This is a genomic window from Streptomyces carminius (assembly GCF_002794255.1).
Lineage (GTDB): Bacteria > Actinomycetota > Actinomycetes > Streptomycetales > Streptomycetaceae > Streptomyces > Streptomyces carminius.
In genome coordinates, this window is sequence record NZ_PGGW01000039.1 from 75,620 (window position 1) to 95,339 (window position 19,720).

Genomic DNA, 19,720 nt, shown 5'->3' on the forward strand with positions numbered 1-19,720 from the left:
CCTGGGCGGGCGTCCCACGGGTGGTGGTGGCGCGGATCGGGCTGGCGGGGAAGAGACGGGCGGAGGGGAGACGGGCGGAGACGGGCGGAGGGGAGACGGGGAGCCCCGGAGCCGTGCCGGGGCTCCCCGCTCATCCGGTTGCTGCCGGGCGCGTTACTTCTTGACGGCCGCACCCACGGCGGCGCCCACACCGGCGGCGGCGACGAGCGCGCCGGCGGCCTTGGCGCCCGCCACGACACCGGCCACGAACGCGGCCGGGGTGGCCATCACCGGGGCGACGGGGTCCTCGGTGCGGCGGCCGGCACCGGAGTTGACCTTCTCAACGAGCACAGACATGATGTTTTCTCCACTGTTCTGACACATCGGACAGTGCCCGGTTCCGGCAGGCAGTTGAGGTGTCTGCCGGGGCCGGGGGTCACCGGAGATCTCCGTCTCCGGAGAGTCGGCCGGCGAGGTCCCGGGCGCGCGGGATCCGGTGCCGGGGTCCTGGGCGCCGGCCTGGCGCGGATCAGTTGATGACGGCCCGGTACGCCGCGTAGGCGGCACCGGTCACGGCACCGGCGCCGACCACCGCGCCGGCGGCCTTGGCGATCGCGGGGGTCGCGATCAGGGCCGGGGTGGCCATGACGGGGGCCGCGCCGCCGAGGGGGGTGCCGGGCTCCAGCGCACCCGTCAGGGACGTGTTGGCGTTCACCTTCTGCGTCAGCACTGTCTCCGTTTCTCCTTTCAGGGAAGTGAATTCGGGCAGGGGCATCCCACCACCCGTTCTCCATGGGTGGACGGTGGGAAGTCTCACTGTCCCCGGAATTCCGGAAAGGGGAATCCCGGGCGGGTTTCCCCGGCGGTGGGGAAACCTTTTCTCATCGGCGGGCCGGCGCGCTTGTGGCGGTCGGCGCCTCACCGATTCCTGTGCTGTCCGGTGTTTTCCGGGGCTGTCGGCCGATGGCCGGCGGGACGGCCGGTACCGGTAAAGCCCCCTTGTGTTTCCGGTGCGGATCCGGCACGGGGAGCGGCGAAGGCGTGGACCCGGCCGCGGCAGCCGGACTGTGCACCGTTCCGGCTCCGGGATCCTCCGTCGCTCTCCTGTACTGACAACTCCGGGGACCCCGTCGGTGTATGACCGGACGGCGGGAAAATCTTCATCCGGTTCCGACCGGCCCGACCATCTCCCGCATGGTGCGCAGGCCGTGCGTCCGGGCCCGGGAGACCGTCCCGCGGTGGACCCCGAGCACCGCGGCGGCCCTGTCGATGGTGTAGTCCTGTACGTCGACGAGGAATATCGCGGCGGCCTGCTTGCGCGGTACGGCGGACAGCAGCCGGCGGACCTCCCAGCGGGCCTCCCGCTGGGCCAGCGCGTCGCCGGGGTGGGCGTGGTCGGGGACCTCGTCCACGGGTGTGTCCCTCCGCTGGCGCCGTGACATGTCGTAGGCGGCGGTGGTGACCGTGCGGACCGCGTAGGCGACCGGGTTGGGATGGGAGAGCCAGGACTCGGAGGTCCTCAGCAGTTTGAGACACGCCGTCTGCACGGCGTCCTCGGCGTCCTGGCCGAGAATGCGGGAAGCCTGGCGGCGCAGCAGCGGCAGGAGATCATGGATCAGTGCCTCCATGTCTCTTTCGCCCCGAGCGCGGGCATGGGCATGGTTCGGCATGGAAGTACCCCCCGATGGCGACCCTTCGGAAAGAACGGCTGCGAACGGCTGCATTGGTGCCGCTTGTCGCGCGCCGGTCAAGCGCGAGCGGCCCGGTCACTGTAGGCACAGCGGACTGGATCCCAACCGGTCGGGTTCATCATCTGAGGAAGATTTGAGGGTTACCGTCCGTACCCTCCGGAGGGTTGTCCCCATTGCCGTACCGCGCCCCGGTGAGTCGCTTTCCCGAATCCCCCACAAGACCGGTAGGGAAAACCCGACAGGTTGTCGCGGTGTTGAAATGGAGAGTGTTTCGGGGAAGGATTGACCGGGCGTATGGAACCGTCGAACCGGCCCGCGCCGGAATTGCCTCCGGCCGTTCCAGTCCGAGGAAGGACCCATGGCAGCAGTGGAAAGCAGCCACATTCACGCCCAGGACGTCTGGCGCCGTTACGGCAGCGGGAAGAAGACCTTCGACGCCGTGCGCGGGGTCAGCTTCACCGTCCGCCCCGGAGAGCTGTTCGCGCTCCTGGGCACCAACGGCGCGGGCAAGACCTCCACCGTCGAACTGCTGGAGGGGCTCGCCGTCCCGCACCGCGGAAGCATCCGGGTCTTCGGAGACCTGGACCCGGTGACCGACCGCCCCCGCATCCGCCCCCGCACCGGCACGATGCTCCAGGAGGGCGGCTTCATCTCCCACCTGACGGTCCGGGAGAGCGTGCGGATGTGGGCCGAACTCACCTCCCGGGCCCGCCCCGTCGACCAGGCGCTGGAGCTCGCCGGGCTCGCCCACCGCCACGACGTGATGGTGCAGAACCTCTCCGGCGGGGAGAAGCGGCGCCTGGACCTGGCGGTCGCCACCCTCTCCCGGCCCGACCTGCTGTTCCTGGACGAGCCCACCGCCGGCATGGACGCCGAGGGTCGGCGCGCCACCTGGGAGCTGATCGGGCGGCTGCGGGAGCAGGGCTCGACGATCCTGCTCACCACGCACTACCTGGAGGAGGCCGAGTCCCTCGCCGACCACCTGGCGATCATGCACCGGGGCAGGATCGCCGCGGCCGGCACCGTCGCCCGGATCGTCGCCGACCACCCCTCGACGCTCTCGTTCACCCTGGACGGCCGGTGGACGGCGCGCGACCTGCCCGTGGCCGGCACGGCGGTGGAGCAGCACGGCGGCCGGGTGACGGTCACCACCGGGCAGCTCCAGAAGGACGCCACCCGGCTGCTGACCTGGGCGGAGGAACACGACGTGGTGCTGGAGCGGTTCACCGCCCGGCCCGCGTCCCTGGAGGAGGCGTTCATCAGGATCGCCGGACGCGACGAGGCCCCCGGGGCGGGGGAGGAGGACGAGTGAACGGCCTGGCCGCACAGCACATGAGGACCCTGTTCCACATCGAGTGGAAGCTGTTCAACCGGATCAGGGCCAACTACTTCTTCGTGGTGTTCGTCCCGCTGATGATCCTGGTGGCGATGCGCTCCGTGCAGGAGCAGCTCGACCTCGACCGGTACGGCCTCAACCCGGGCCCGCTGATGGTGGCCACCTCGGCCGGCATCCTGCTCATCTTCTCCCTCTACTCCTCCGTCACCGGCCTGTACGTGGCCCGCCGGGAGGAACTCGTCCTCAAGCGGCTGCGCACCGGAGAGGTGTCCGATCCGGTGATCCTGGCCGGCGGCGCGTCCATGTACGTCGCCATCACCGTGGCGCAGATCGCCGTGGTGGCCGCGGTGCTGTCGGTGATGTTCGACGCGGCCCCGCGCCAGCCGCTGTCCGCCCTGGCCGGACTGCTCACCGGCGTCGCGCTGATGACCGCGATGGCGGCCGCCACGGCGGCGCTGTGCCGCTCCGTGGAGTCGGTGATGGTCGCCACGCTCCCGGCGGTCTTCGTCCTGCCGATGGTCTCCGGGGTCTACATCCCCCGCGAGGTGCTGCCGGACGTCCTCGGCGACGTGCTGCTGTACGCGCCGCTGTCCTCGACGGTCGATCTGGTCCGCTCGGGCTGGACGGCCGAGCTGGGCGCCGCCGGCGCGCTGGGCCGGTGCGCGCTGGCGGCCGGCTGGACGGTCCTGTTCGCCTGGATCGCCGTCCGGCGGTTCCGCTGGGAGCCCCGCGTCTGAACCGGCCCGGCCCCGGTGGGGCGGGGCGGGCGGGCCGGTCCCGCCGGGGATGGCAGTCTTGGAGCCATGCGGAGGCTTGTGTGCGCCCTGGGCGCGGCGGTGGGGATCGTGCTGGGGACGGCCTGTTCGGCGGGGGCCGAGGGCCCGGCCGCGGACGGCTTCACCATCGAGGACGAACGGATCACGGAGTCCAGCGGACTGGCCGCCAGCCGCGCCCACCCCGGGGTGTACTGGACGCACAACGACAGCGACGACGGCCCGTACGTCTACGCGGTGGACGGCGCCACCGGCCGCACCGTCGCCACGGTCACCCTGACCGGCGTCGATCCGCGGGACGTCGAGGCCGTCTCGGTCGGCCCGGACGGCAGCGTCTACGTGGGCGACATCGGCGACAACCTCGGCGGCACCTGGCCCGAGGTGTGGATCTACCGCTTCGCCGAGCCGAAGGAACTGGCCGACACCGAGGTGGAGACCACCCGCTTCACCGTGCGCTACGCCGACGGCCCGCGCGACGCCGAGTCGCTGGCCGTCCACCCCGGCACCGGGCGGGTGTACATCGTCAGCAAGAACGAGGACGGCGGCGGGCTCTACGCCGGTCCCGAGAAGCTCTCGGCCTCCGGCGCCAACACCTTCACCCGGACCGCCGCCATCGACCTGTGGGCCACCGACGCCGCCTTCTCCCCGGACGGCACCCGGCTGGCGGTGCGCGGCTACTTCGGCGGGCGGATGTACGCCTGGGAGGACGGGAAGCCGCGCGAGCTGGGGCGGCTGAGCGTGCCGGTGCAGCGGCAGGGCGAGTCGGTGACCTTCGCCCCGGACGGCCGGACCCTGCTCTTCGGCACCGAGGGCGGGCGCAGCGAGGTGCGGCCGATGGAGCTGACGGACGACCAGCTGCCCGAGAAAGCCCGGCAGGAGAAGTCCGGCGACAAGGAGCGGGACACCTCCTCCGGCGGGGACGGGGACGGGAGCACGGCGTCCGGCGGGGACACGGCGTCCGGCGAGGACGGGGGCGGCGGGAACACCGTACGGACGGGCCTGACCCTCGCCGCGGGCGCCGCCGTCTTCCTCGTCCTGCGCCGGCTGCTGGTCCGGCGCCGGGCCTGACGGGCCCCGGCCGCCCGCCGGACTCGCCGGTCCCGGCAGCAGGACAGCCGGCGGCGCACGGCTGTCCTGCTGCCGCGGCCTGCCAACGCGTCCGAGTTCTGCGGGAGTTGCGGCGGGGCGGTGCGCTCAGCCGTCCGTCTCCCCGGGGACGCACTCCCCGCGGGGGGCGGCCCCGGGCCCGTCCCCCGCCCCGTCGTCCTCCAGTTCCCGGTCGGCGCGCCCGGCGGTGCGCGCGGCGAGGAACTCCTCCAGCCCGTCCAGCAGCCGCGCCAGCCCGAACGCGAAGAGCCGTTCACCGGGGACCGCGAAGGTGTCCTCCGCCAGGGCGGCGACATGCGGGTACGCGCCGCTGTACATCGCCTTCTCCAGGATGGGCGCCTGGGCGGACCAGAACTCCTCGTCGCTGATGCCGGTGTGCCGTGCGGCCTGGGCGGCGTTGACACGGGTGCGGGCGCAGCCGGTGACATAGCCGTCGAGGGCGGTGATGAACCCCAGCCGCTCGCGGTCGGTGAGGTCCAGACCGGCGAGGGCGGCCAGGGCGTAGTCCAGGCCGGCCACCGCGTTCGGCCCGAGCACCGGCCGGGCCACGTTGACCTGGAGCAGCCAGGGGTGGGCCAGGTGCATCTCCCAGGTGCCGCGGGCCACGTACTCCAGCACCGCGCGCCAGCCGCCGTCCCGGGGGCCGTCGGTGCCGGTGGTCAGGCCGTAGACCTGGTCGATCATCAGCTCCAGCAGCTCGGCCTTGCCGGGGACGTAGCGGTAGAGCGACATCGTGCCGACGCCCAGCTCGGCGGCGACGCGGCGCATGGAGAGCGCGTCGATCCCCCCGGCGTCGGCGACCTCGATGCCCGCGGTGACGATGCGTTCCAGGGTCAGCCCCGGTTTCGGACCGCGCGCGGGGCGCCCGTCCCGGCCCCACATGAGTTCCAGGCTGCGCCTGAGGTAGCCGCTGTCGCTCTCGTTCTGCTCGCCGCTGTGTCCGCTCGTCATCGTGCCACCCATCCTAGGGGAGGCCGAAAAAACCGAGTACGCCGTACGCGTTGTCGGGTACGTTGTACGCGCAATCGAGTACGCCGTACCCAAGGAGAAGGAGGCGCCATGCCGGCATCCCGGGACAGCACCGGGCGCTCCGGACCGCCGGACCCGTCGGAACACGCCGTGCTGGCGGACGGGCTGACCAGGCGGTACGGCGACAAGCGCGCCCTGGACGGCTTCGGCCTCGCCGTCCGCCGCGGCACCGTGCACGGTCTGCTCGGTCCGAACGGCGCGGGCAAGACCACCGCCGTACGCATCCTGGCCACCCTCGCCCGCGCGGACGGCGGCCGCGCGGTGGTGGCCGGGCACGACGTGGCGCGCGCCCCCGCCCGGGTGCGCCGCGCGATCGGGCTGGCCGGACAGGACACGGCGGTCGACGAGATACTCACCGGCCGCCAGAACCTGGAGATGTTCGGCCGGCTGTTCCACCTGGGTGCCCGGCGCGCCCGGCTGCGGGCCGGGGAACTGCTGGAGCACTTCGGGCTGGCGGAGGCCGCGGACCGGCCGCTCAGGGGATACAGCGGCGGCATGCGGCGCCGCTTCGACCTGGCCGCCTCCATGATCCTCGCCCCCCGGGTGCTCTTCCTCGACGAGCCCACCACCGGACTGGACCCGCGCGGCCGCAGCGAGGTCTGGGAGGCGGTGCGCTCACTGGCGGCGACCGGCACCACGGTGCTGCTGACCACGCACTACCTGGACGAGGCCGACCGGCTCTCGGACCGGATCACCGTGGTCGACCGGGGACGGGACGTCGTCGAGGACACCCCGGAGGGCCTCAAGCGGGCCGTCGGCGGGGACCGGATCGAGGTCGTGGTGCGCGACCGGGCCGAGCTGGCCGCCGCCGAACGGATCGTCGCCCGGGTGGCGTCCGGCGGCGCGGTGGAACGCGACACCGCGCGCCGGCGGGTGCACGCGCCGGTGACGGACCGGGTGGCCGCGCTCACCGAGGTGGCCCGCGCCCTGCGCGACGAGGGGCTCGACGCCGAGGACCTCGGGCTGCGCCGCCCCACCCTCGACGACGTCTTCCTGCACCTCACCGGGCGCCCCGCCCACAGCGCCGCCGGCAGCACCGGCAGCACCGCTGCCGGCACCCGGAAGGAGACCCGGACGGCATGAGCGACCCCGCCACCCCGACTCGCCCCACCCCATCCCTCACCGCCCCGCCTCCCGCCGTCCCGGCCGGACCGGAACGCCGCCTGTACTGGGCGCTGGCCGACTGCTGGACGATCGTCCGCCGCGACCTGCTGCACCTCGCCCGGCAGCCCTCCATCGTCGCCTGGCAGCTCGGCTTCCCGATCGTGTCGGTGCTGCTGTTCGTCTATGTCTTCGGCAGCGCGATGGAGGTGGGCACGGCGGACTACAAGACGTACGCGCTGCCCGGCATGTTCACCATGACCATGGCCTTCGGCTTCATGAACACCGCCATGGCCGTCACCGTCGACAAGGAGCGCGGCATCACCGACCGCTTCCGCTCCATGCCGATGGCCCCCTCGGCGGTGGTCACCGGCCGCGGTGTCTCCGACGTGCTGCACGCCGGGCTGGACCTGCTGGTCCTCGCCCTGATCGCGCTGGTGGTCGGCTGGCGTTCGGACGGCGGGGCGCTCGCCACCCTCACGGCCTTCGGGCTGCTGCTCCTGCTGCGCTTCGCGCTGATCTGGGTCGGGGTGCTCCTCGGGCTGCTCGTCCCCAACCAGGAGGCGGCGGGGAACCTGTTCGCCCTCGCCTTCCCCTTCGGGATGGTCTCCAGCGTCTTCACCCCGCCGTCGCTGATGCCCGACTGGCTGGGCGCCGTCGCGATGTGGAACCCGGTCTCCTCCACCGCGAACGCCGTACGCGACCTGTTCGGCGCCCCGGCGCCCACTGGCGGGAGCTGGATCGAGGAGCACGCCCTGCTGATGGCGGTGGTCTGGCCGTCGGCCCTCACGGCGGTCTTCCTGCCCCTGGCGATCCGCCGCTTCCGGCGCCTGACGCGTTAGGCGTGCCGTCCACGGGCGCCGGTGACGCGGCGGGCGGGGCGAGCCCGGCCCGCCGCGTCACCGGCCGCACCGACCCGTGTGACACCCCGTCTGCCGGGTACCACGGGCGGGACACCCCGTTCCCTCGCCGTTCCCTCGCCCGAGACACACGGAAGGAGCCGTCGATGCCGGACAGCCGGAACCAGCAGGTGGTGGTGGTCACCGGAGCGAGCGCCGGAGTCGGCCGGGCGGTGGCCCGGGCCTTCGGCGCCCGGGGCGCGAAGGTGGCGCTGCTGGCCCGGGGCGAGAAGGGGCTGGAGGCCGCGGCCGGGGAGGTGCGCGAGGCGGGCGGCACCGCCCTGCCGGTCCCGGTGGACGTCGCCGACCACGCGGCCGTGGACGCCGCGGCCACCCGCGCCGAGGAGGAGCTCGGGCCGGTCGACGTATGGGTGAACAATGCCTTCTCCTCGGTGTTCGCCCCGTTCACCGAGACCGGCCCGGAGGAGTTCGAGCGGACCACCGACGTCACCTACCTGGGGTACGTCAACGGCACCAGGGCGGCCCTGGACCGCATGCTGCCGCGCGACCGGGGCACGATCGTGCAGGTCGGCTCGGCCCTGGCCTACCGGGGCATCCCGCTGCAGGCGGCGTACTGCGGGGCCAAGCACGCCATCCAGGGCTTCACCGAGTCCCTGCGCTGCGAACTGCTGCACGACCGCAGCAACGTGCGGATCACCATGGTGCAGCTCCCCGCGGTCAACACCCCGCAGTTCGACTGGCTGCTCTCCCGGCTGCCGCGCCGCGCCCAGCCGGTCCCGCCGATCTACCAGCCCGAGCCGGCCGCCCGGGCGGTGCTGCACGCCGCCGACCACCCGCGGCGGCGCGAGTACTGGCTGGGCGGGCCCACGGTGGCCACCCTGGTCGCCAACCGGCTCTTCCCCGGCCTGCTCGACCGCTACCTGGCCCGCACCGGCTACGACTCCCAGCAGACCGACGAGCCCCGCGACCCGCACCGGCCGGTCAACCTCTGGGAGCCCGCCGACGGTCCGGAGGGCCGGGACTTCGGCACCCACGGCTCCTTCGACGACCGGTCCGCCGACCGCAGCCCCCAACTGTGGGCCGTCCGGCACCGCGGTCTGCTGACCGCGGCGGGCACCGCGGCCGCCGCCGCGGGCGCGGTGGCCGTACGCGCCGCCCGCCGCTGACCGGCCGTCACCCGCCGGACCCGCCCGGCCCCGGCAGGCCCTGTCGCCCCGCCGGCCGGGCCTACCGGCCCACCTCCCGCAGCTCGTACAGCGCCGACCCGCGGGACAACCGGTGCCCCAGCGGCACCAGCACCCCGCGCAGCGGGTGCCGCCTGGCCAGGACGGCGGCGGCGTGCCGGGCCTCCCGGCCCCGCAGCCGCCGCACGTCCACCTTCAGCGGGGCGCCCGCCGGGGTGCCGCCGAGGGTGGCGGGGGAGATCTCCGCCTCCGGGCGGCGGCGCAGCCGCCCGGCCGTCCCCGACCGGGCGGGCACCCGTACGTACGCCCGGTCCCCGTCCACGGCCAGCGCGGTGGCCGTCCCCGCCGGGGAGCCCTCCGCCTCGTAGGTGGCCAGCCAGACGCGCGGCTCGTCGGCGAACAGTCGCAGTCCGGTGCTGGGAGTGGTCATGCGCCGCCGGGTACCACGGGCGGCGGTACGGGAAACGGGCGCGCCGGGTGGCGCCGCCAGGGCGCGCGTACGGCCATCTCCAGCAGCCCGAACGCGCGCCGCCCGTCCTCCCGGCTCACGGCCTCCGGCACGGATTCGGTCAGCCGCTTCCATCAAGGGGCGTGCGCGGGGGGAATGTGCCGATGAATTCAAAAGCACTCTTACGGGGCAAGGAACTCTCTGAATCGTCACCTGAGCATACTGACCAGCGGCATACTGTGCGGCATGCGTGCCACGAATCGTCGCAGGCCACTGCGGCGGGCCATTGTCAGTCCCGATCCCCATGTCGTGCTGGAAGATCTGGCGGAGCGTGTTCGGTACGTGGGGAGCCCGGAACACAAGTCGTACCCTTCTTTCGCGGGGCCGCCGAGGCTCAGAGCCGATGCGTCGAAGTGCGATCCCAACCTCAGGGACGCGGACGAGATCACAGAATGGCTCAAAGAAGGAATCAAGTCGGGGATCGCCGGATGTTTCGAGGGCGATTTTCCTCGGTATGTCTGGTTGCGGCGTGATAAAATCTTCTACGAAGCGCGCCTTGTGAACAGGGGGCAAGGGTATTGCAAGGGGTACCCGCTGACGCCCAACGAATACCCGGAAGGGCTCTGGTGGGGACTGGCGCAAAGTTTTCCATGTCCTGGGAGTGGGAGTCCGCTTCCGGTATGAAGCTTGACGAGCACCGTGTCACCTGGGCTCGCCTGGAGATCTCCGCGGGCGGCGAAACGGTTACCAGGATCGAGGACCTGGACTCCGGGAGTTCTCGTCGCTCCGTCTTTGTCCCCCTGTACCCGCTCGCCGAGTGGATCTCCTTCAACTGGTGGATCCTGCTTCACAACTCCAGACTCTCCCGGCCGGACGCCGTGGCCAACTTCGACAGGCTCCGCCTGGTTGACCCGGGATACAAGAGGAACAACTTCAGGAGCATCGGTGACGGGTTCGCGTGGCCGGACCTGGTGATCTACTCCGCCGGCGCCCATACGAACATCTCCTGGCGGCCGTACTCCTCACCGGTCGCCCGGTGGAAGATCCGTTACATCGGGGCTGGGGACTGCTCCGTCGACTCACAGGACCTGCGGACGGAACTGGCGCGCTTCGTCGACTCGGTGATCGTCAGACTGGAAGAGTGTGGCGTACGCGGGACGGCGCTGCAGAACGAATGGGAGTCGATCACCGGTGCGGACCCGGAGGAGGAGCAGTACTGCCGGGCTGCCGCCCGCCTGGGCCTGGACCCCTATTCGGAGGCCGCCAAACACGAGTCGGAGATCCTGAGGGTTGCCGAAGAGGTTCCGGAAGCTCTTCTCGGTGACTTCATGGACGCGGTGGACATCTCCCGTACTCCGGAATCTCTGGACTGGATCTCCCGCTGCATGCGGGCCGTCGACGTGTCGGCTTCCGAACCGCTCGCGGACGTTCGGAGCATCCGCTCCGCCCTCACCGCCCGACGTGCTTCGGTCAGTCCGTTCAAGCCCTGGGAATCCGGTTGGGCGCAGGCGCGTGCGGCCAGGGGCGCCGCGAGCCTGGGACCCTTGCAGAGGTTTTCTCCCGGAGATTACTTCGAGGTCTCCGAAATCCCTTCCCCGGAAGACCGGATCCAGGCGTTCGGCAAGAATTCCGGGCAGGGAGGGAAGCTGATTGTCGGAGCTCCCCAGGGAAATGCGAGGACTCGGAACTTCCTCCTCGGCCGAGCTCTCTGGCACTCCGTCGCCGAACCGGAGAACCGCTTCCTGGTGACGAACTCCTACACTGACAGGCAGAAGACCGAAAGAGCTTTCGCGGCCGAACTCCTCGCACCGGCATCGGGTATCGCGGAGCTTCTGAAAAAGGATCCCTGGGCAGCGTCTCTGGACGACATCGACGAAGTGGCGGAGCATTTCCAGGTGTCATCGGTCCTGATCAAGCACCAGATCGAGAACCAGCTCATGTCCGCCGGGTGACGGACGGGCGGGCGGGCGGGCGGGTATCCCGGGCCGGTGCTCCGCGACAGGCAGGACCGCGACAGGCAGGACCTGAGGCGTCCGCCCCCGGACGACGCGGGACGACACACCGGTGGCCCGGCCGTACACGACGTACGGCCGGGCCACCGGTGTGTCCGCGCCGGAGCGCTCAGAGGCGCTCGGCGACGTAGTCCACGCAGGCCGTCAGGGCCTCGACGTCCGCCGGGTCGACGGCCGGGAACATCGCCACCCGGAGCTGGTTGCGGCCCAGCTTGCGGTACGGCTCGGTGTCCACGACGCCGTTGGCGCGCAGCACCTTCGCGATCGCCGCCGCGTCCACGCCCTCGGCGAAGTCGATCGTGCCGACGACCTGGGAGCGCTTGGCCGGGTCGGCCACGAAGGGAGTGGCGAAGGAGGACTTGTCCGCCCAGCCGTACAGCCGCGAGGAGGAGTCGGCGGTGCGGGACACCGCCCAGTCCAGCCCGCCCTGCCCGTTGATCCACTCGAGCTGGTCGGCCAGCAGGAAGAGGGTGGCCAGCGCCGGGGTGTTGTACGTCTGGTTCTTGCGGGAGTTGTCGATCGCGGTCGGCAGGTCGAAGAACGCCGGGATGTGCCGGTCGCCCGCGGCGATCCGCTCGGCCCGCTCCAGGGCGGCCGGGGAGAACACGCCGATCCACAGCCCGCCGTCCGCGGCGAACGACTTCTGCGGAGCGAAGTAGTAGACGTCGCTCTGGCTGATGTCCACCGGCAGGCCGGCCGCGCCCGAGGTGGCGTCCACCAGGACCAGCGCACCCTCGTCCGCGCCGGGCACCCGGTTGATCGGCATGGCGACACCGGTGGAGGTCTCGTTGTGGGTGAAGGCGTACACGTCCACGCCCGCCTCGGCCTCGGGCTGCGGGTGCGAGCCGGGGTCGGCGGAGACGACGGTCGGCTCGGCCAGCCACGGCGCCAGCCTGGCGGCCTTGGCGAACTTCGAGGAGAACTCGCCGAAGGACAGGTGCTGGGACTTCGACTCGATCAGACCGTGGGTCGCGATGTCCCAGAAGGCGGTGGAGCCGCCGTTGCCCAGGATCACCTCGTAGCCCTCCGGGAGCCCGAAGAGCTGCCGCACGCCCTCGCGCACCCGCCCCACCAGGTTCTTGACCGGGGCCTGGCGGTGCGAGGTGCCCATCAGGGAGGTGCCGGTGGCGGCCAGGGCGCTCAGCGCCTCCGGACGCACCTTGGACGGGCCCGAACCGAAGCGTCCGTCGGCGGGCTTGATGTCTGCGGGAATCTGGAGATCGGCCACGGTGCGAAGGGTAGTCCTTCCCCGTCGCGTTCCCCGTGCGCCGTCCATCCCGCGAGACACCTCCCGGAAACATGCCCGGCGGCACGGGTGGCGGTACGAGAGGCGGGGGCGGGGGCAGGCTGGTGCCATGGGTGACACGGCACGGGACGCACAGACGCAGGCACGGGCGGCGCTGACGACGGCCGAGCGGGCCGCCGAGTGGGACCGGACGCGCTCGGCGGTACGGGCGCTGCGCGCCGCGGTACGGGGCGGGGTGGCCGACGACGCCGCGAGCCGCGCGCTGGTGACGATGGACGCCTCCAACTACCGGCGCGTCCCGGTCGCCGTCGTGGCGCCGCGCGACGCCGAGGACGTGGCCGCCGCCCTGGCGGTGTGCCGGGAGCACGGGCTGCCGGTGGTGCCGCGCGGCGGGGGCACCTCCATCGCCGGGCAGGCCACGGGCACGGGGGTGGTACTGGACTTCACCCGCCACATGACCGCGGTCGAGTCGGTCGACCCCGCCACCCGTACGGCCGTCGTCCAGCCGGGCGTGGTCCTGGACGACCTGTGCCGGGCGGCCGGCGCCCACGGCCTGACGTTCGGCCCCGACCCCTCCACCCACAGCCGCTGCACGCTCGGCGGGATGATCGGCAACAACTCCTGCGGCTCCCACTCGGTGGCCTGGGGCACCACCGCCGACAACGTCGAGGCCCTGGACGTGCTGACCTACGGCGGCGAACGGGCCTGCCTCGCCCCCGGCGGCGACGGCGTGCCCGAGCGGTTGCGCGCCGGGGCGCGGGCGCTGGTGGACGGCGAACTCGCCCTGCTGCGCACCGGCTTCCCCGAGCTGCCGCGCCGTATCTCCGGCTACGCGCTGGACGCGCTGCTGCCCGAGCACGGCCGTGACTGGGCGCGGGCCTTCACCGGCAGTGAGGGCACCCTGGGGGTGCTCACCTCCGCCACCGTGAAGCTGGTCGAGCGGCCCGGCGCGCGAGTGCTGGCGGTGCTGGGCTACCCGGACGAGTCCGCCGCCGCCGAGGCGGCCGTCACCCTGCTCCCGTACGGCCCGCTGACCGTGGAGGGCATGGCGAGCGACCTGGTGCCCGAGGCCCAACGGGCCCTCCTGCCCCGGGGCGGCGCCTGGCTGTTCGCGGAGGTCGGCGGCGCGGACGAGGCCGGGGCGCGGGCGGCGGCCGAACGGCTGTGCCGGGCCGCGACCGGCGACGCCGCCACCGCCGTCGACCACGCCCTCGTCACCGACCCGGCCGGGCAGCGCGCCCTGTGGCGGGTCCGCGAGGACGCCTCCGGCACCGCCACCCGCATGCCGGACGGCAGCGAGGCGTGGCCCGGCTGGGAGGACTGCGCGGTGCCGCCCGAGCGGCTGGGCGCCTATCTGCGGGACTTCCGCGCCCTGCTGGCCGAGCACGGACTGCGCGGGCTGCCGTACGGGCACTTCGGGGACGGCTGCATCCACGTCCGCATCGACTTCGACCTGGTCCACGAGGCGGGCATCGCCCGCTTCCGCCGCTTCTCCACCGAGCTGGCCGCGCTGGTGGCCGCGCACGGCGGCTCGCTGTCGGGCGAGCACGGCGACGGCCAGGCGCGCGCCGAGCTGCTGCCGGCGATGTACGGGCCGGAGCTGATGGCGCTCTTCGCCCGCTTCAAGGACCTGTGGGACCCCGCCGGCGGCCTCAACCCCGGCATGCTGGTGCGCCCGCACCGCCTGGACGAGAACCTGCGCTTCGCGCCGCTGCCGCGAGAGCCCCTCCCGGTCGTCTACGGCTACCCCGGTGACGGCGGGGACTTCCCCGCGGCGGTACGGCGCTGTGTCGGCGTCGCCAAGTGCCGCAACCCGGCCGGGAGCCCGGGCGTGATGTGCCCGTCCTACCGGGCGACGGGGGAGGAGAAGCACTCCACCCGGGGCCGGGCGCGGCTGCTGCACGAGATGCTGGCGGGCGAGGTGATCACCGACGGCTGGCGCTCGGCGGAGGTCCTCGACGCGCTGGATCTGTGCCTGTCCTGCAAGGGCTGCCGCCGGGACTGCCCGGTGGAGGTGGACATGGCCACCTACAAGGCGGAGTTCCTGCACCACCACTACGCGGGCCGCCGCCGCCCGATGGCGCACTACTCGATGGGCCTGCTGCCGCTGTGGCTGCGGGCCGCCTCCGCCACCCGCACCGCCCCGCTGCTGAACCTGCTGGCCCGCACCCCGCTGGCGGCGGTGGCCAAACGGCTGGGCGGCATCGCGCCGGAGCGGGACATCCCGCCGCTGCCGCGCGCCCCGTTCCTGCGCCGCTGGCGCCGGGAGCTGCGCAGGAACCCCCCGGGCGGCGGGCGGCGGGTCGTGCTGTGGCCGGACACCTTCACCAACCACCTCTCGCCGGAGGCGGGCACCGCGGCCGTCCGGGTGCTGGCGGACGCGGGACTGGCGGCCGTACCGCCGCCGGGCGCGGGGCGGGTCTGCTGCGGCCTGACGTGGATCTCCACCGGGCAGCTCGACGGCGCCCGCCGGGTGCTGCGCCGCACCCTGGACCGGCTGGAGCCGGTGCTGGACGCCGGACTGCCGGTGGTGGTCCTGGAGCCGCCGTGCGCGGCGGCGCTGCGCACCGACGCGCCCGAGCTGCTGCCGGACGACCCGCGCGCGAAGCGGCTGGCCGCCGCCGTCCGCACCTTCGCGCAGGCACTGGAGGAGTACGCCCCCGACTGGAGCCCGCCGCGTGTGGACCGCCCGGTGGCCGGCCAGACCCACTGCCACCAGCACGCCGTCCTGGGCGACGCCGCCGAGCGGCGGCTGCGCGAGAGGGCCGGACTGACCGGGGAGCTGAGCGACGGCTGCTGCGGGCTGGCGGGCAACTTCGGCTTCGAGAAGGGGCACTACGAGGTCTCCGCCGCCTGTGCCGAGGAGAAGCTGCTGCCCGCCGTACGCGCCGCCGCCCCGGACACCGTACTGCTGGCCGACGGCTACTCCTGCCGCACCCAGCTCGCCCAGCTCGGCGGATACCGCGCCCGCCACCTGGCCGAGGTGCTGGCCGAGGCGCTGGCGGAAGGGAACGGGAATGGGAAAGCCGGGGGTGATTCCCGGGCGGGCCGTTTCCGGCTGCCGCCGAATGTTGTCCGTTCTCTCTTCCGGACCGGTCGGCCGTCGCGCGGAACCGGAAGTTCCTGACTTTTTCCGGAGTGGAGCGCTCCGGAAAATCCCTGTCGGGACAGGGTGCCGGATAGCGGGAAAATCTCCGGAGTGCACCCGAAGAAGGTGCGAAGCGCCTGTTCGCAGGCTTGTTGCCACGGGGACGGCATGTCGGTTTCTCGCGGCTTTTATCCGTCTTTGTGGACCTCCCCTCTGGTTGTTCGATGTGGCGCGAAAGCGATTGTGAGGGCAGGTGCCCGAAGATAGTGTCCCGGGAAATCTGATTTCGATGGGGTGGGAAGTAGTGCGCTCGAAGAGAATCGGAAAAATCGTTCTCGCTTTTGTCTCCGTGATTTCCCTGGGGATCGGGGCCGCCGGCCCGGCCGCCGCGGACTCCGCCCCGGCCCCCGGGGCCGGGAAGACCGGAGCGGTGGGCAAGGGCGGCCCCGAGGGCATCATCGGGGGCGAGACCGCCGACTCCTCCCGGGGCATGGCGGCCCTCCACCACAACGGATCCTTCCGGTGTTCCGGGTCGATCGTCGACAACCGGTGGGTGCTGACCGCCAGGCACTGCCTGTACGAAGGCGGCGACAGGATTCCGGACTCCCAGCTCACGGTCCGGGTCAAGAGCCGGAACCGCACCAGTGGCGGGGGTGTCGTGGCGATATCCGACTCGAAGGTCAGGACCAACCACGACATCGCGATGCTCAAGCTCAACCGCTCCGCGAACGCCGAACCGGTACGCCTCGCCACCGCCAACCCCAAGGTCGGCGCCACCACCTACGTGTTCGGCTGGGGCCGGACCTGTGCGGACTGCGCTCCCAGCACCCTGCTGAAGCGGGCGACGATGCGGGTCGAGAGCATCCATGACGACGACTGGCACGGCGGCCGGGCCATCCGCGCCTCGGCGATCAACGGGCGCTTCTGCCGGGGAGACTCGGGCGGCCCGCTGTTCAAGCTCGTGGACGGGAAGCGCTACCAGGTGGGAGTCGTCTCCGCGGCGACCATCGGCTGTCCCGCCAACGGTGAATTCCTCTTCGCGAGCACGCCCACCAGCCTCACCTGGATCCAGAACGTCATGAGGGACTTCTGACCCTTCCGCGGACAGCCCACCGGACCCAAGGGAGGACGACCCACCATGACCGGACGCGCCGTCACGGCGGCACTGCTGCTCGGCGCCCTGCTGGCCCCGGCCGGTCCCGCGATCGCGGGACCGGCCGGGGAGGCCGCCGCGCCCGTCACCACCGGAGCGGTCTTCAACGATCCCCGGGGCACCACGGCCCGGAAGAACGCCGTCAAGGACCACATCATCGGCGCGCTCAACGCCACGCAGAGCGGGCGGACCGTCCGCGCCGCCCTGTACGCGCTGACCGACCAGGACTACGCGGACGCGCTGATCGCGGCGCACGACCGGGGCATCCAGGTCAGGGTCGTGCTGGACTCCACGTACGCGGACCGGCCCGCCGCACGGAGCGTGCGGAGCGCACTCGGCGGGGACACCTCGGGCGGCTCGTGGGTGCGGGTGTGCACCGCGGGCCGGGCCTGCATCGCCGACGCCCCCGCGGACGTGAACCCGATCAACCACAACAAGTTCTTCACCTTCTCCCGGATCGGAAGTGCGGGCGAGGCGGAGGACGTGGTGATCCAGACCTCCGCGAACCAGACCTCCCTCAACGTGGAGAAGTACTGGAACAACGCCTACACCGTCGTCGGCAACACCGACCTCTACTCGGCCTACGTGTCGTACTTCAACGACCTGGCCGCCATGCGGAAGGACGGCGACTACTTCCGTCAGGGCAAGGTGGGCACGGCGAAGTACTACTTCTTCCCGCAGGCCACCGGTGACCTCGTGGTCGACGTGCTGGACAACGTGACCTGCACGGGCAACACCTCGGTGGGCACGGACACGCACCGGACGGTGGTACGGGTCAGCGCCTTCGCCCTGCACCGGGACGCGGTGGCGCGCAAGCTCCGGACGCTGGCGGACCAGGACTGCTGGGTGGAGGTGGTGTACGCCGAGAGCAACGACGTCGGGATCATGCAGGGACACCGCCGGCTGAAGCTGTACCGGCTCAACACCACGGACGGCCACCTGGTGCACTCGAAGTACCTGACCATCGAGGGCAACTACGCGGGCCATCCGGACACCAAGTGGACCTTCACCGGTTCGCACAACCTGGACCACTCCTCGCTCCGGGAGAACGACGAGGCCCTGCTCCGGTTGGAGGGCGCGGCACCGCACGACGCCTACAAGCGGAACTTCCTCGACATGCGGGCCGTCGCCACGGCCGTCGGCTGACGCCGGGACGCGGTCCGAAGCCCTCGGTACCGGCGCGGGCGTGACATCCGGGAGAGCGGCGGGCCCCGGCGGAACATTCCGCCGGGGCCCGCCGGCCGCCGCATGGGTCCGCCGGTCAGCGGGCGATCTCGGTGTAGCCCTCGATCTCGCGCGGGCTGCGCGGCCCGGGACCGATGTAGTGCGCGGAGGGCCGCACCAGCCGCCCGGTGCGCTTCTGCTCCAGGATGTGCGCCGACCAGCCGGCGGTGCGGGCGCAGGTGAACATCGAGGTGAACATGTGCGCCGGGACCTCGGCGAAGTCCAGCACGATGGCCGCCCAGAACTCCACGTTGGTGGCCAGCACCCGGTCCGGACGCCGGTTGTGCAGCTCCTCCAGCGCCGCCTTCTCCAGCGCCTCGGCGATCTCGAAGCGCGGCGCGCCCAGCTCCCTGGCGGTACGGCGCAGCACCCTCGCCCGCGGGTCCTCGGCGCGGTAGACGCGGTGGCCGAAGCCCATCAGGCGCTCGCCCCGGTCCAGGGCCTGCCTGACGTACGCCCCGGCGTCCCCGGTCCGCTCGATCTCCTCGATCATGCCCAGCACCCGGGAGGGCGCGCCGCCGTGCAGCGGGCCGGACATCGCGCCGACCGCGCCCGACAACGACGCCGCCACATCCGCCCCGGTGGAGGCGATGACCCGGGCGGTGAAGGTGGAGGCGTTCATGCCGTGCTCGGCGGCCGACGTCCAGTAGGCGTCCACGGCCGCGACGTGCTTGGGGTCGGGCTCGCCCCGCCAGCGGCGCATGAAGCGCTCCACGACGGTCTCGGCCTTGTCGATCTCCTGCTGCGGGACCATCGGCAGGCCCTGGCCGCGCGCCGACTGGGCGACGTAGGACAGCGCCATCACGGCGGCCCGCGCCAGGTCCTCGCGGGCCTGCTTCTCGTCGATGTCCAGCAGCGGTTTCAGGCCCCACACGGGCGCCAGCATCGCCAGCGCGGACTGCACGTCCACCCGGATGTCACCGGAGTGCACCGGGATGGGGAAGGGCTCGGCCGGGGGCAGGCCGGGGGTGAAGCCGCCGTCCACCAGCAGGCCCCACACGTTCTCGAAGGAGACATGGCCCACCAGGTCCTCGATGTCCACGCCCCGATAGCGGAGCGCGCCGCCCTCCTTGTCGGGTTCGGCGATCTCCGTCTCGAACGCGACGACACCTTCGAGGCCGGGTACGAAGTCGGACATGAGGCGGCTCCTCGTATGTGGTTCGGCGGGAGGGCGACGGCGGGTGCCCGTAAGGGCCTGGTCGGCTCTCGGCGGGTGCACCGGAGCGGTCCCGCCGCCCGGGGGGAGACCGGCGGTCCGGGCCGGTACCCGGGTCATGCCCCGCTGCCGGTGGTCACCGGCAGCGACTGGTCGGACACGATAGCCCGCGGTGTGCGATGGCCACAGTCGTCCAGCCAGCGATTCTGTCGGTTTCAGCAGATGCGGGGAAGGGTGAGATGCGGCACACTCCGCATTCCGCCGACAGCAGGTGTGGGGAAAGTGGGGAAAGGGCAGACTGGCCCACCGCGATCCCGGGTGAGCGGCGGTCGT

General features: G+C 72.5%; 17 protein-coding genes. 10 read left to right on the top strand and 7 right to left on the bottom strand.

The features are described from left to right. Nucleotides 1-153: 153 nt before the first annotated feature. From CUT44_RS10830 to CUT44_RS10840, 3 genes are all read right to left on the bottom strand, one after another. A complete protein-coding gene (locus CUT44_RS10830) occupies nt 154-336 on the bottom strand; it encodes a hypothetical protein (protein ID WP_100201720.1) in 183 nt (60 codons plus the stop codon). A gap of 172 nt (nt 337-508) precedes the next feature. Then, nucleotides 509-709, bottom strand: coding sequence for a hypothetical protein (locus CUT44_RS10835; RefSeq protein WP_100201721.1), 201 nt, complete (start codon nt 707-709; stop codon nt 509-511). A 430-nt stretch (nt 710-1,139) separates the two neighbouring features. Then, nucleotides 1,140-1,607, bottom strand: coding sequence for an RNA polymerase sigma factor (locus CUT44_RS10840; RefSeq protein WP_158239589.1), 468 nt, complete (start codon nt 1,605-1,607; stop codon nt 1,140-1,142). A gap of 421 nt (nt 1,608-2,028) precedes the next feature. Here CUT44_RS10840 and CUT44_RS10845 point away from each other — a divergent pair, with 421 nt between their 5' ends. The 3 genes from CUT44_RS10845 to CUT44_RS10855 all read left to right on the top strand — a co-directional run bounded on the left by CUT44_RS10845 (nt 2,029) and on the right by CUT44_RS10855 (nt 4,847). Continuing rightward, nucleotides 2,029-2,982, top strand: a complete 954-nt coding sequence (locus tag CUT44_RS10845) for an ABC transporter ATP-binding protein (protein WP_100201723.1) — start codon at nt 2,029-2,031, stop codon at nt 2,980-2,982. Continuing rightward, nucleotides 2,979-3,743 carry an ABC transporter permease gene (locus CUT44_RS10850; RefSeq protein WP_100201724.1) on the top strand — a complete coding sequence of 255 codons (765 nt, stop codon included), beginning with the start codon at nt 2,979-2,981 and terminating at the stop codon, nt 3,741-3,743. The genes CUT44_RS10845 and CUT44_RS10850 overlap by 4 nt, the downstream gene beginning before the upstream one ends. A gap of 66 nt (nt 3,744-3,809) precedes the next feature. Beyond that, nucleotides 3,810-4,847, top strand: a complete 1,038-nt coding sequence (locus CUT44_RS10855; protein ID WP_100201725.1) for a hypothetical protein — start codon at nt 3,810-3,812, stop codon at nt 4,845-4,847. Nucleotides 4,848-4,973: 126 nt separating this feature from the next. Here the strand turns inward: CUT44_RS10855 and CUT44_RS10860 are convergent, their stop codons facing one another. After that, the gene (locus CUT44_RS10860) at nt 4,974-5,837 is read right to left on the bottom strand and encodes a TetR/AcrR family transcriptional regulator (RefSeq protein ID WP_100201726.1); all 864 of its coding nucleotides are present in this window, start codon (nt 5,835-5,837) and stop codon (nt 4,974-4,976) included. A 108-nt stretch (nt 5,838-5,945) separates the two neighbouring features. On the opposite strand from CUT44_RS10860, the gene CUT44_RS10865 reads away from it, so the two are divergent. From CUT44_RS10865 to CUT44_RS10875, 3 genes are all read left to right on the top strand, one after another. Continuing rightward, nucleotides 5,946-6,998: an ATP-binding cassette domain-containing protein gene (locus CUT44_RS10865; protein WP_100201727.1), complete on the top strand. Its 1,053-nt coding sequence runs from the start codon at nt 5,946-5,948 to the stop codon at nt 6,996-6,998. Beyond that, nucleotides 6,995-7,858, top strand: a complete 864-nt coding sequence (locus tag CUT44_RS10870; RefSeq protein WP_100201728.1) for an ABC transporter permease — start codon at nt 6,995-6,997, stop codon at nt 7,856-7,858. The genes CUT44_RS10865 and CUT44_RS10870 overlap by 4 nt, the downstream gene beginning before the upstream one ends. A 164-nt stretch (nt 7,859-8,022) precedes the next feature. Then, the gene (locus CUT44_RS10875) at nt 8,023-9,042 is read left to right on the top strand and encodes an SDR family oxidoreductase (protein WP_100201729.1); all 1,020 of its coding nucleotides are present in this window, start codon (nt 8,023-8,025) and stop codon (nt 9,040-9,042) included. Between the two features lie 61 nt (nt 9,043-9,103). Here the strand turns inward: CUT44_RS10875 and CUT44_RS10880 are convergent, their stop codons facing one another. Beyond that, entirely contained in the window at nt 9,104-9,490 is a 387-nt protein-coding gene (locus tag CUT44_RS10880; protein WP_100201730.1) for a PNPOx family protein, read from the bottom strand. Between the two features lie 698 nt (nt 9,491-10,188). Between CUT44_RS10880 and CUT44_RS10890 the strand changes: the two genes are divergently transcribed. Then, nucleotides 10,189-11,460 carry an ImmA/IrrE family metallo-endopeptidase gene (locus tag CUT44_RS10890; RefSeq protein WP_146252196.1) on the top strand — a complete coding sequence of 424 codons (1,272 nt, stop codon included), beginning with the start codon at nt 10,189-10,191 and terminating at the stop codon, nt 11,458-11,460. A gap of 169 nt (nt 11,461-11,629) precedes the next feature. Here CUT44_RS10890 and serC read toward each other — a convergent pair whose 3' ends face one another. Next, nucleotides 11,630-12,748 (bottom strand): phosphoserine transaminase, encoded by a 1,119-nt coding sequence (gene serC / locus CUT44_RS10895; protein WP_100201732.1) that lies wholly within the window; start codon nt 12,746-12,748, stop codon nt 11,630-11,632. A 127-nt stretch (nt 12,749-12,875) separates the two neighbouring features. Here serC and CUT44_RS10900 point away from each other — a divergent pair, with 127 nt between their 5' ends. The 3 genes from CUT44_RS10900 to CUT44_RS10910 all read left to right on the top strand — a co-directional run bounded on the left by CUT44_RS10900 (nt 12,876) and on the right by CUT44_RS10910 (nt 18,153). After that, nucleotides 12,876-15,893 carry an FAD-binding and (Fe-S)-binding domain-containing protein gene (locus CUT44_RS10900; protein ID WP_100201733.1) on the top strand — a complete coding sequence of 1,006 codons (3,018 nt, stop codon included), beginning with the start codon at nt 12,876-12,878 and terminating at the stop codon, nt 15,891-15,893. A 310-nt stretch (nt 15,894-16,203) separates the two neighbouring features. Beyond that, entirely contained in the window at nt 16,204-16,947 is a 744-nt protein-coding gene (locus tag CUT44_RS10905) for a S1 family peptidase (protein WP_158239590.1), read from the top strand. A gap of 45 nt (nt 16,948-16,992) precedes the next feature. After that, complete coding sequence (locus CUT44_RS10910; protein ID WP_100201735.1) at nt 16,993-18,153, top strand: phospholipase D-like domain-containing protein; 1,161 nt, start codon at nt 16,993-16,995, stop codon at nt 18,151-18,153. A 115-nt stretch (nt 18,154-18,268) separates the two neighbouring features. Here the strand turns inward: CUT44_RS10910 and CUT44_RS10915 are convergent, their stop codons facing one another. Beyond that, nucleotides 18,269-19,369 carry a citrate synthase 2 gene (locus CUT44_RS10915; protein WP_100201736.1) on the bottom strand — a complete coding sequence of 367 codons (1,101 nt, stop codon included), beginning with the start codon at nt 19,367-19,369 and terminating at the stop codon, nt 18,269-18,271. Between the last annotated feature and the right edge of the window lie 351 nt (nt 19,370-19,720).